This is a genomic window from Chloracidobacterium sp., from assembly GCA_016711345.1.
Lineage (GTDB): Bacteria > Acidobacteriota > Blastocatellia > Pyrinomonadales > Pyrinomonadaceae > OLB17.
In genome coordinates this window covers 2,070,071-2,082,908 of the sequence record JADJTD010000001.1, presented here as the reverse complement: position 1 = coordinate 2,082,908, position 12,838 = coordinate 2,070,071, and the positions used below count along the sequence as shown (strand labels likewise).

Annotated in this window: 7 protein-coding genes; 1 reads left to right on the top strand and 6 read right to left on the bottom strand. The window is 46.7% G+C overall.

Going from position 1 to position 12,838, the window contains the following annotated elements; all coding sequences use genetic code 11:
- The first annotated feature begins 12 nt into the window (after positions 1–12).
- Positions 13–747, top strand: a complete 735-nt coding sequence (locus IPL32_08690; GenBank protein MBK8465894.1) for a 4'-phosphopantetheinyl transferase superfamily protein — start codon at positions 13–15, stop codon at positions 745–747.
- 28 nt (positions 748–775) lie between these two features.
- Here IPL32_08690 and IPL32_08685 read toward each other — a convergent pair whose 3' ends face one another.
- From IPL32_08685 to IPL32_08660, 6 genes are read right to left on the bottom strand one after another with little or no spacing between them, the layout of a single operon-like run.
- Positions 776–6,712: an amino acid adenylation domain-containing protein gene (locus IPL32_08685; protein MBK8465893.1), complete on the bottom strand. Its 5,937-nt coding sequence runs from the start codon at positions 6,710–6,712 to the stop codon at positions 776–778.
- Between the two features lie 17 nt (positions 6,713–6,729).
- Positions 6,730–7,773 carry a glycosyltransferase family 2 protein gene (locus IPL32_08680; protein MBK8465892.1) on the bottom strand — a complete coding sequence of 348 codons (1,044 nt, stop codon included), beginning with the start codon at positions 7,771–7,773 and terminating at the stop codon, positions 6,730–6,732.
- Positions 7,774–7,782: 9 nt separating this feature from the next.
- Positions 7,783–9,174, bottom strand: coding sequence for a phenylacetate--CoA ligase family protein (locus IPL32_08675; protein MBK8465891.1), 1,392 nt, complete (start codon positions 9,172–9,174; stop codon positions 7,783–7,785).
- Entirely contained in the window at positions 9,171–10,256 is a 1,086-nt protein-coding gene (locus IPL32_08670) for a glycosyltransferase family 4 protein (protein ID MBK8465890.1), read from the bottom strand. Before IPL32_08670 ends, IPL32_08675 begins: the two co-directional genes overlap by 4 nt.
- 3 nt (positions 10,257–10,259) lie before the next feature.
- The gene (locus tag IPL32_08665) at positions 10,260–11,738 is read right to left on the bottom strand and encodes an O-antigen ligase family protein (GenBank protein MBK8465889.1); all 1,479 of its coding nucleotides are present in this window, start codon (positions 11,736–11,738) and stop codon (positions 10,260–10,262) included.
- Entirely contained in the window at positions 11,713–12,825 is a 1,113-nt protein-coding gene (locus IPL32_08660; GenBank protein MBK8465888.1) for a glycosyltransferase, read from the bottom strand. Before IPL32_08660 ends, IPL32_08665 begins: the two co-directional genes overlap by 26 nt.
- Positions 12,826–12,838: the final 13 nt, after the last annotated feature.

Sequence of the window (12,838 nt, the reverse complement as noted above, 5' to 3'; positions counted from 1 at the left end):
TGATCGTTTTAAATGAACATTCCGAAAATCGAGTGGGCCATGGCATCTCAACCGCCCGATATGAGTGGCAAGGATGTTCATGTTTGGCGTGTCGATCTATGCGATCCCGCCGATGTACAGCCACGCTTAAACGAACTCCTTTCACCGGATGAACTGAAAAGGGCGTCTCGATATCACTTCGACAAGGATCGCAGCAGCTACAAGATCCGCCGAGCAGTGTTGAAAATGATTCTTGGATCGTATGTAAGAGAAAAAGCGGAAGATCTGCAATTTACCTACAACAATTTTGACAAGCCTAAGCTGAAAGCAAAACTGCCGATAAGGTTCAACGCATCATCGTCGAACTGTGTCGGCATCATCGCTATTGCGCTCGACACAAGAATTGGGATCGATATTGAATTTGTCGATGACACATTTCCTACACTAGAACTTGCTGAAAAATATTTCTCTGCAGATGAGGTTCGAGCGCTCGGCAATCTACAGCCCGAGCTGCAAACTGCTGCATTTTTTGATTGCTGGACAAAGAAGGAAGCTTATGTAAAGGCCGTTGGTGATGGTATGTCGCATCCGCTTCCTGAGCTTGTAATCTCGTCAGACGAACAAGGTCAATTTTCGGTAGACGCGATCTCTGGTAAGGCAGCGGACTGGTGTTTTACCAGCTTTATACCGCAGCAAAATTATATAGCGTCACTTGCTTATGAGGGCGAGCGGAGAGCGGAGAGTTATTTTAGTTGGCAGATGTCTTGATATTATCTGAAAGAAATAGTCCCAACCTTTAGAAACACATTACTCTTCGTTCCGTCGGTTCACATGTTCTAAATAAATATTTAGCTTCTCGACAAGTCCGCGAACATAAGGCTCGGCAACTATCGATGTATGATGGCCGATGACTTCGCACGCCTCGACTGACGAAACGTATGCATCCCACCCTAAATGAGGATCGGGAGCCAAACCGTATGGTTGAATGCTTGCTCTGAACAAGGTTATTTTTCCGGAGTATGGCTGCGGCGTAAATTTCCGCTGTGCGCGCATCAATTGGTCCTCTAACTGAATATAGCTTTTCGGGATGGCGCCTTTGCCTTTGAATTTTGTGATCAGATCGCGAACGATCTTCTTTCGTGTGTTTTGAAAGCTCCGTTTGTATCTGGAAAAACCTTTGTCTTGCTTTTTTGACAACATAACCTATTTTTTCAGTTCCACTCAAGGCGCCAATATTTGCTTTATGCAGATGGATGCGTTCTATGAACTCATGCACCTTGATATTGATCTTTGAGTTGTCCTGAATACGCGCTTTCTTATATTCCGGCGTACCTGTATCAAATAATGCAAGAAGCCCAACATCCTTACCTTGCCGCGAAAGTTGCCGCGCCATCTCGTAAGCAACGAGGCCGCCAAATGATGAGCCGCCTAAACAATATGGCCCGTCGGGCTGATGTTCGAGGATCTCTTTGATATAGAATGCGGCCATTTCCTCGATCGTTCCGTGTCCCACTTGTCTTCCGGCTAAACGCCGTGCTTGCAATCCATAAAGCGGCTGATCTTTATCCAGATATTTTGCCAGGTCGCTATAGAACATCACGTTGCCGCCTATCGCGTGAATACAATAGAAAGGAATTTTATTTCCACCGGGTTGAATCGGTACGAGCGATGCTTCAGGTTCTTCCCAATCTTCCTTACTGAGAATCTCGGCCAATTTTTCAATTGTTCCGGCTTCAAACAATGTCGCAAGCGGAACACTTTTTTGAAACGTCTCTTCAACGGCGGAGAACATCCTTATCGCGAGCAGTGAGTGGCCGCCGAGATCAAAGAAATTGTCCTGAACGCCTATTTTGTCAACACCGAGCAGTTCACCCCAGATCTTAGCAAGTTTTGTTTCTGTTTCCGTCCTCGCCTCTACGTAGCCATCTCTGCCGGACGAGGTTTCTTTCTCAGGTGCCGGAAGTTTTTTTCTATCGACCTTGCCGTTCGGTGTCAGCGGAAGCTTCTCAAGCTGTATAAACGCGGACGGCACCATATAGTCCGGCAGCTTTTCTCTCAAAAAATTGCGCAACTCGGCAGGTTCGATCTTTGAGTTTGTACGGCTAACCACATACGCTATCAGCCGCTTGTCGCCTTTCTGTTCTTCGCGCGTTGTGACTACCGCTTCGCGCACGTCTGTAAAATGGCTGATCACAGATTCGATCTCGCCAAGCTCGATGCGGAAACCGCGGATCTTAACCTGATCGTCGATCCGGCCGAGATACTCCATCTCGCCATTGGGAAGATAACGCGCAAGATCGCCTGTTCGATATAAACGTGCACCTTTTCCTTTGCTAAAAGGATCGCTAATAAACCGTTCCTCTGTTAGATCAGGGCGATTTAAATAGCCTCGTGCCAGGCCGCTTCCGCCGATGTATATTTCTCCATGCACGCCGATCGGAACGACCTGAAGACTTTCGTTCAGGATGTACGTAGTCGTATTGGCCGCCGGTTTCCCGATCGACGCCGAGGCAAGGTATTCACTCTCGATCTTGTCAATATACGCCACTGCAGAACCGACAGTCGATTCGGTCGGGCCGTATTCATTGATGACCACACATTTACGTTCATTATCGAGAATTCGCTTGACTAGATCCCACGAGAGAGCTTCGCCGCCAACGATCAGACATCTTTTAGGAAGTTCTAATCCGTCGTTGGTCTCACCCAACAATGCGCTCAGGTGAGAAGGAACGATCTTCAAAACATCTATTGAGTTTTTGATCGCGTATTCACGAAATAGATCGGGATTGGTTAAGACATCATAGCTGATAACGTGAACAGTTCCGCCCGACGCGAGTGCCGGATAGATACATGAGTTGCCTAGGTCCGCCGCTATGGTCGAAACATTCGCGAATTGGAGCGGGCGATCAGTTCCCAAAACTTCGAGAAGATGTTGAGTGTAGTTGTTAAGCGAACTATGCTGGATCGCAACTCCTTTCGGAACGCCCGTCGAACCCGACGTGTAATTAATATAAGCAAGGTTTCCCATGCCCACGCCACTCTGCGGGTTCTCGAATGCGTCACCGTCCGACACAATTGACGGATCATCCATATAGATGATCTCGAATCTCTTAGAATCAAGGTCTTTGGCTAAGTTTTGATGGCTGACGATGATCGACGCTCCAGAATCCCCAAGCATCAAATTCAAGCGATCAATCGGATACGAAGGATCAAGCGGCACGTAAGCCGCGCCCGTTTTGAGAATACCGTAAACACCGGCGACCATTTCGACCGAACGCTCTACACATAGCCCGACAAGACTGTCGGGGCCAATATTAAATCTCCGCAATCGATGAGCTATCGCATTAGCTTTCTGATTCAGTTCCCGATAGGTTAATTGCTGATCCTGATAAACGACCGCGATTGCGTCCGGTGAGCTTTTTACCTGTTCTTCGAAAAGCTGATGAACGCATTTATCGGTTGGGTAATCTTTTGCTGTGTCGTTAAATTCGTCGACTATTAGCTTCTGTTCCGTCTCAGTCAAAATTGGCAAAATAGATATGACTTCTTCAGGATTTCTGAGTATTCCCCGCAAAAGAACTTCAAATCTCTCTATGAATCTCTCAATGGTCGATTCGTCAAAAAGATCGGTCGAATATTCGGCTAACACCCCAAGGCCGTCCGGATTTTCTCGAACAAGAACCTCAAGATCGAATCTCGACGTTCCGGTATTCATTTCGATTGGAGTCAGATTCAATCCAGAAAGTTCCGGCTTTAACGGTGGCGTGTTATGCAATCCAAACATCACCTGAAAGATCGGATTGTGACTAAGGCTGCGTTTTGGATTTAGATATTCGACAAGTTTTTCAAATGGAACATCCTGATTGTCGTATGACTCGAGTGCTAGGCCTTTAACCTGAGCGAGAAAAGTTCGAAACGTAGGCGCGCCGGAAAGATCAGCACGTAGCGCTAGCGTGTTTGCAAAAAATCCGATGACTCGTTCGATATCGCTGTAATTGCGATTAGCGATAGGAACGCCAAGGACCAGATCGTCCTGATTCGCATGCCGATAGATCAATGTATAGAACGCTGCAAGAAGCGTCATAAATAGTGACACTCCTTCGTTGCGACTAAAAACTCGCAGCTCTTCAAGAAGTTCCGGCGAAAACGTCCTTCTGTAGTTTGCACCTTTGTACGTTTGAACAAGCGGACGCTGACGGTCGGTTGGAAATCCCAGCAAAGGTTCGGCATCCGCCAATTTTTCACCCCAAAACTCAAGCTGTTTCGCAATTTCGGCTTCGGCCAAAGTCCCGCGCTGCCAAGATGCAAAATCTGCATACTGAAGTTTTAATTCTGGAAGATGAACATCAATGCCTTGCGTGATGCCGCCGTAAACTTCGCTCAGCTCTTCAAAAAAGACTGCGAGTGACCAACCGTCGCTTATTACGTGATGCATCGTAACAAGCATCACGTATTCGTCAACTTTCAATTTCAGAAGCTTTGTGCGAAACAGCGGCGAGGCCGCAAGGTCGAATGGACCCGAAGCTTCTTCGGCAGACAAAGCGCGAACTTGCGCGTCACGCTCCGCACCAGAAAGATCGGAAATATCGATAACCGACAAGTTACATCGAAGTTCGTCAATGATCTCTAAAGACGCCTCTCCATTAATCGTTTTGACTGTCGTTCGCAATGATTCATGGCGAACAATTAGCTTATCGAGCGCCCGTCTCAGCGCTTCAATATTGACTTCACCATCGATTCGCATCCCGAATGGAATGTTGTAGGCAGCGCTGTTTGGTTCGAGTTTGTCGAGGAACCACAAACGCTGCTGAGCAAACGAGAGCGGCATCTTACCCGCGCGAAGCACGAGTGGTATCGTGCTCGTTTTCGCAGTTTGGTTCGCTCCGCCAAGCTTGCGAGCGATATCGGAAATGGTCGGCGTGTTGAAAAGGTCCGCAACACGCAAAAGTACGCCCGTCTCATTAGCAACTTTAACGAGTGCCTGTGTAGCGAGCAGCGAGTGGCCTCCGAGATCAAAGAAATTGTCGTTAATACCGATGTCGTTAACGCCAAGCATCTCACTCCATATCCGGGCAACCGTTTTCTCAGTCTCAGTTGTCGGCGCTACGTATCCTTCTCTCTGTGTCGATACATTTTGTTGCGGTGCGGGCAACGACTTTCTATCCAATTTGCCATTGGGCGTCAGCGGAATTTTTTCGAGTTGAATAAAAGCAGACGGAATCATATATTCCGGCAACTTTTGTTTCAAAAACCTGCGTACCTCGTCGGCGCCAAACTTCGAGCCCGAAGCACTAACAATATAAGCCGCAAGACGTTTGTCACCCTCCTGCTCGTATGCTGTCACCACCGCTTCTCGAACATCTGTAAACTTGTTAATTACCGATTCGATCTCTCCGAGCTCGATGCGGAAACCTCGAAGTTTTACCTGATCGTCGATCCGTCCGAGATATTCGATCGCACCGCTTGGCAGATAATGTGCGAGATCGCCGGTACGATAAAGTCGAGCATCATCGGCTTCACTAAACGGATCTTTGATGAATCGTTCCTCTGTCAGTTCCGGACGATTGAGATATCCGAGCGCGACTCCGGCTCCACCGATATACAATTCACCTGCGGCATCGTCACTCATCGGACTTAAATTCTCATCGAGAATATGCATCGTGGCGTGTGAGATCGGACTGCCGATGGGCATAATTCCCGAATCGTTTATCATTGCGGAGTTAATCGGGAAAAACGAAATGATGCCTGTCGTTTCCGTTTGTCCATACATATTTATTATGCGGACATCGTCATTGAAGATCGTTTTAAGCTCTTTGCAAACAGATGTAGGAAACGGTTCGCTGGCCGATAGCAGCAGCTGAACGTTATTGTCGGACATTTTCTCGCTGAGCGCGTGGACGCAACTCCGCCAAAACGAAGGCACGAAATCCAAAACCGTCACGCCTTCTTGTGCAATAAACTCGAATAGCGAATGCGGATCTCTCAGATGCTCTGTCGAGGCAATAACTACCGAAGCTCCAAGCGAAAGCGGAACCATCAACTGCCTTACCGACGATGAAAAGGAAATCGATGCTGAATGGAGATATTTGTCAGTGGGTCTTAAGCCGAGTGCCTCAGGAAGGGAGTTAACATAGCTTGTAAGGTTGCGGTGAGTAACAACAACACCTTTTGGGTTGCCAGTCGTTCCAGATGTGTAGATAACGTAAGCCGCGTTCGCAGAATCAATCGACACAACCGAAGGAGATTCCAACTTGTCAATATTGGCCACGGAATCTAAACGAACAATATTATCTATGCTATGTTCGAATCGCTGCGCATAATTACCTTCGGTCAATAGAACCGATGCTCCCGCATCTTCGTCCATGTATTCGAGACGGTCCTGCGGATAGTTTGGATCTAACGGTACGTAGGCGGCTCCGGTTTTGAGAATGCCCAGAATACCGACCGCCATATTTACAGAACGATCTACACAGATCGAAACCAGATCACCGCTTTTCACGCCTGAGGTTTGCAAACTGCGCGCGACACGATCCGCCTGACCGTTCAGTTCGACGTAGCTCAATCGGTTAGCGTTGTCATCAACCACAGCGATTGCATTTGGGTTACGGTCAGCGATCTCTTTGATCAATTGATGGATGCAGTAGTTGTCAGTCAAAGGATTTATTTTGTTTCCGTTGGAAACATTTTTTTTCGTTCGAAGATCCGCGATCTCTGGATAAGTCTCGGCTTGCATACGCCTAATTCCTGGCTCTATTGGTCAACCGGCAGAACGCCGCCCGTTCTTGGTTTAAACCAATATCCTACAAAGGAAAAGACGCCTAATAGAAAGCCAAATCCATACGAAAGATGCAAAATTACAAAACTAAGCGAAACCAACGGTAATAGAGTAATTTTCGTCTTACCGGCAATAACAGTAGCTACAAGATTTGCTGCTAAATAGCTTAAAACGACACTTGCAAAAGCCAGCCAGCCAAAAGGCAATAACAACGATAATATCGCCGTCACGATCAAGGATGTGACGAAAACTAGCGGAACAAACTGACGCATGCTCATCTGACGCGGATGCATCTGCAGAACACGCACTTTCCAATAGCCGTATTGGAAATATTGCCGCCAAAGAGTTTTGAACGAGCTGCGATTGTAGTATATCGATTTGATACGCGGCGAAAGCAGTATTTTTTCGCCGGCGGCCCGAAGCCTGTAATTAAATTCGTCATCTTGATTTCTAACGAGTTCTTCGTTGAAGAGGCCATAGCGGTCAAATATTTTTTTAGGCCATGCACCGAGATAGACCGTATCGACATATTCCTCACTGTCAGAATAATGAAATCGCGCATTTCCTATGCCAAATCGCGAGCTGGTCGCAATTGCAATCGCCTGTCCGGCCGAACCCTCAGTAACGGCGTTCATTTTTCCACCGGCATTGGCGGCTCCGCTGCGCATTAAGGCATCAACGCATTCGCTTACATAATCCGGCTCTACAATGGTGTGACCATCAACACGAACAATGATCTCGCCTTTGGCAACGCCCAAAGCCAGATTTAAACCGGAAGGAGCGATCTTCCTCACATTGTCGACAAACCTAACGGGGATCGTCGATTCACTTGCAATCTGTTCGGCAAGCTGTCGTGTGTTGTCGGTGGACATTCCATCGGCCAATATGATCTCCATACGATCCTTTGGATATGTCTGATCAAGCAGCGCTCCCAAACTTCTCAGAATAAAATTCCCTTCGTTGTGAACGGGTATTATTACCGAAACAAAGGGATATAATTGTGCATCTATTTTATTCATTTCCGACATTCAACGTGCTTCCAACGCCGACTTTTCTTCCATCGATAACTCACAGATCACGGCCCGGAACTTTCCTCGGCTGGTTCTCGGCACGACTTCAACTTCTTCAAACTTCACTTCAATATCACCCATGCGCTCACGGATGAGTTCTGTTAACACCTTCAAAGCTTCGTTCGTAAAATTGTGAGCTGGAACATATTTAACATTCACTTGCTTCAGTGATTTTTGAATTATCTGAGCCTCAATGATCGGCAAGTTGCTCTTAAATATAGGATCTAATCGACCGACACGCCTTCCATCTGCGGTATATAAAAGGTCATCGCTTCGGCCTTCAATCTTTTCAATAAGCGGCAATTTTCTTCCGCAGTCACACTTTGCATTGGAGAGTTTGCCGGCATCCCCAACTCTGTATCGGATTAGAGGCATATCAGCATTGATCAGGCCTGTACAGAGAAAGTCAGAAGGGCCATCATTTCCATCATCAATGGCTTCAATAATTCCGGTATCGGGCCATAGATGCATCGATCCTTTTTCGCACTCGCTACCTGCTGCTGCGGTCTCGGACATGCCGTACGTCTCGCGAACCGGACAGCTAAACGCTTCGCTTATCGTCTGTCGTTGATACTCATATAATGGCTCGGCGTTTGTTATTACGACATCCATTTTTAGATCCTTGCGGCCAAGTTTCAGAGTTTCCTGCGCCAGAGTATAGATTGCAGAAGAATAACCCAAAATATACTTAATCTTGTAATCAACGATGGCCTGCAAATATGCTGGGATCAAATTGGGTGCAAGGTGATATGAGGAAAGGTACAGTTGATTCAACCCGGCATTCCAAACCCAAAATGGAGGTTTTTGCTGTCCGACAGGAGTAACAAGCTGACCTCCGAGGATCGCCCATCTATCTTTTCGCGAAATGCCGTACCAAATTTTTGCCCGGGCTTCTAAGAGAGCATACCACTGCTTTACGGACTGAAACGAGAACCAAAGATCGAGCGAAGTTCCTGTGGTGCCGCTCGTGTGATCGTGAAACATTTTTGAGATTGTGCAGTCGTCAGCGACAAATTCTTTGCTGCTCTCACGCAAAGTTTGTTTCTCAAGGATCGGCCAGTTTTCTAAAATTTTCCAAGACGCAGTATCGCCTTGCCGACGCTTTTCTTCCCAATGTCGACGATAATAGGGAACCTGAGTTGCGGCCCGATTTAAAATATATGAAAGACGTTTTGCTCGCCAGTCGGCCCACTGGGTTTCGTTCCACATGTCGCGTTCCAACGCCTCTTCGACGAGTCTGTCTGTTTCTTTATCGTACCTCCACCAACGCAAATAATAACCGCGAGCACTCGCAACCAACGAGCGTGAAAAAACGGGCAATCTGTGATAGAGCTTTAGCGCGAGGCTCATTTATTTGAAGTAAGATACGAAAGGTCTTTCGATCGCTGTCCTTGAAGCTTGGTTTTCATGATCTCGGTGAAGAGTTCGACCCAACAACCTCGAACCGTGTTCCATGAAGACAATTCAGCTAATGCTCGTCCATTTTTTGATAGTTTTTCTGTCAATTCCGGATCTTTTAAAAGCGAACTAACGGCATTTGTCATTTCTTCAACATCATCATCCGCAACCAACATACCAGTCTTGCCGTGAACTAAAAGATCCGGCAAGCCTCCGACAGCGGTCGCAACTACAGGTAATCCCATGGCACATGCTTCGACAACGGCGACCGGCATGTTATCTATACGATTTGTGTTCAGGTATATGTCGGCTTTGGAAAATTCCTTGATCTTTGCCTCATGATCCAGAAAACCTGGAAATCGAACGGCATGCTGCAATCCTAATTCCTCGACCAATGATCTGGTCTCGAACTCTAAGCCTTTATCCAACCCCGCCATGACCAGACTCGCATCGGGATGCTTATCTCTTACCGATCTCACAACCATTACAGCCATTTGCGGATTGTATATGGTGTGGAACGATCTCATCCAGATCATTTTCGGACTTATGTTGCGCCTTAGCCTGTGAGGATACTCATTTACGTCAATGATGTTGCGGACAACGCGAATCGAAAGTCCCAGATGTTTGAGTCCTTTTACTAAATACGTGGATGGTGCGACAAGGATATCTCCTCTTTCCAGTACACGTTTCACCCAACGCGGATACTTTTTTGAAAACTCAGGTAAATTACCTCCGTGAAGAACAAAGATCATCGGAACGCCTAAAAGTCTTCCCAATAAACTGACCGTCTCGGACATCAATATATTAAGTCCGCTGTAAACTTCTAAAATTAGGACATCAAACTTCTTTCGATTCCTAAATACGGTCCAAACAATATCGAGCAAACGAAACACTCGATTTATTTTTGAAGAACAACTAATAACCGTATGGCCTTCTTTTGTTAGAAGATCGGCTAAAATTTGTCCTTGCGTAGTAATGTAACCAGGGTTCCTTCCCAGCAGATTACCGACAACGCATAAACTTACACGCTTCATAATTCAGGTTGGTAAATTTGCTCGAACTGATCTGGTTGCCTGCATTTCTTTACTGGGAATCGTTGATGTTTTTGAGGAACCTTGATTTTTGACCCTGCCGATCGCTCGTCCTAGATGCGGCCGAAGGCTAACTATTGTGATGAAGCTAAGGCCCCAAATAAAAGCGGGCGCCGCAAGTCTCATACCTGCATTGGTCATAAACAGACATGCCCACGTAAGTCCACCGGCGATAAATGCCCTGCCCGGTGTCGAATTTGGGCGTTTCAGATTTACTATTAAGAAGGCCAGCATTACCAATATCGCAGCTAAACCCAATGAACCGTGCTCGGATATCATCCGGGCGAATTCGGTATGTGCCATGGCCTTGTGATAATACTTTTCTCGATAGGCATAAGACGCACCAACGCCAACACCAAAGGCAGGATTATCCATGAACATTTCAATATCTGTCCAGGCTATATCAGACCGCTGCGAAGTGCCGGTATCCTCAAATCGCTCCTGTAATGCACCACCTGTAAAATCATTCAGCATCGGATAGATGAACAATACGAACAGTGCCCCCAAAATTACAGCCGGCGCCAGCCGGCGCAGTCCCGAAGAAACATCACGTAATCCAAACATCAACAAAACAAAGATCCCGCCAACAGCATTGTACATTCCGCCGCGCGAAAAAGTCATAACACTCAGCGTGGCGAAGAATAAAGCCGAAAGCGCAAAATAAATACTAAACTTGGAACGCTTCTTAAATATCAGAAAGCCGGCAGCCGAAACAAATACACCTAGCCCCAACATCGATGAAACCTGATTTGGGCCAAATCCTCCGCTCGTGGCGAGATTAGATTCGCCCGTAAAAGAAAGATCTTCGGCGGTAACGGTATAAAAAAGTGCCGACATTGCAACGCTAAGTAGCGGCAAAATAAAAGCGATGAGCAGGCGTCGAAACTCTGAAGGACTAATCCGAGTTTTATAGAAGAACCAAGCACTAACCAACAATAATACAGGGCCAGACAGGTTGAAGCTTAGCGCGGCTGTCGCCCGGCTTAGGTCGGTTTCCGCGATAACCATCAAACCCGATGGAATTAGCAATCCCAAATACAACAAAGGCAGTTTAGGTACCTCAAACCGATGACTGCGAAATATCGCAGCAAGCATGATCCCTGCGGCCGCATATTTACCAAATTCCCAGGGAGTCGGCACACCGGCCATTCTCCATAATACTTCTGCTCCGATAATATAAGCAGCCACACAGGCAACATGTCCGGTATTCACCTTTTTTTTCAGCGCAAGATAAAGGCCAAAGGAAAATATTAAGAACGGATGAGCAACGCCGACCGACCCCGTGTTGTACAGCGCTACTCCCAACGGCAAATGTACAATCGACAGCAGCATCACGACGAGGAAATCCCGTGACGCTTTGCTTTTTACTCCTTGCCGTTTTTGGGTTCGGACTAAAGGCCTATTGACTAGTGCTTCTGCTCTCACTTTTTGCTATCGAAGTTCTAATTAACTCAGAATAAATAAACTTTAACCTATCTTGTAAATAGCCGATCGAGTGATTTTTCCTGACATATTCCTTTCCTTGTATTCCCATTTCCAAGCGAAGTTTTCTGTTGGCGATAAGCTTCGAGGCCGCCGCTACTAATTCTTCAATATTTGTCGGTTCTACCAAGATCCCGCATCTATCATTTAATATCCCCGGAACACCGCCAACTGTTGTAGCGACAACCGGCAACCCGTATGCCATCGCCTCTAAAATAACATTTGGCGTTCCTTCGTGGTCAGAGGTCAAAACCAGAATATCCGAGGATAAATACAGCTCAGACATCTCAGAGGTTTCACCTGCAAATTTTACTCCTTTATTTTCTAAATTGTGTTTCTGCGCCAGATGTTCAAGATCGGAACGAAGCGGCCCATCGCCGGCTATAACAAATTCCAGGTTCACGTCGAACAGTCTTTCGCAAAGTTGCGACGCCATCTCGATAAACAACTCTGGCCGCTTTTGCGGCACAAGTCTGCCGGCAAAAAGAATCCTAACGCTATTTGCATCCGTCGAACGGAGGTTAATTTCACCGCTTTTTCCGGTAACCACATTTCGCACAAGCTCGATGTTTTCGGGAAGAATTCCTTTTGCTATTGCCCGGTCAACGGCTATTTGAGAATTCGCGATGAGTCGTTGAGGAAGTTTTAAGTGCCATTTCCCAAAAATGTGGTTTGCCTTAATCTCGCTTGTCAGGTCATTTCGTATTGCTCCTATATTGCGAACACGTGAAACGCGTCCCGCAACAGCAGCATAAAAATTTGTATAAAAATGTACGCTCTGCAGAATATCTACGGGACGCTCTCGAACGTTCTGAACGATTCGTCTAAGTCTTATGAACTGATTCCTGGTGCTGCCGATCCAGTCAACGTCCACTCCGAGTTCGCGAATCTCTTGCTCAAATGCTTCACCTTTTGTAAGACATAATACACGGGTTTCTATCTGCTCAGCCTTTAAGGCCTGAAGCATATAAATGAGCTGCCGTTCCGCTCCGCCGCGTCCGAGAGTTCCAGCAAGAAAACCTACTTTCATGTGAAAAAGCGTT

Excerpts from the sequence above, each read along its gene's own strand:
- IPL32_08680 (MBK8465892.1), bottom strand. The coding sequence starts at position 7,773 with ATGAATAAAATAGATGCACAATTATATCCCTTTGTTTCGGTAATAATA.
- IPL32_08660 (MBK8465888.1), bottom strand. The coding sequence starts at position 12,825 with ATGAAAGTAGGTTTTCTTGCTGGAACTCTCGGACGCGGCGGAGCGGAA.
- IPL32_08685 (MBK8465893.1), bottom strand. The coding sequence starts at position 6,712 with ATGCAAGCCGAGACTTATCCAGAGATCGCGGATCTTCGAACGAAAAAA.
- IPL32_08670 (MBK8465890.1), bottom strand. The coding sequence starts at position 10,256 with ATGAAGCGTGTAAGTTTATGCGTTGTCGGTAATCTGCTGGGAAGGAAC.
- IPL32_08690 (MBK8465894.1), top strand. The coding sequence starts at position 13 with ATGAACATTCCGAAAATCGAGTGGGCCATGGCATCTCAACCGCCCGAT.
- IPL32_08675 (MBK8465891.1), bottom strand. The coding sequence starts at position 9,174 with ATGAGCCTCGCGCTAAAGCTCTATCACAGATTGCCCGTTTTTTCACGC.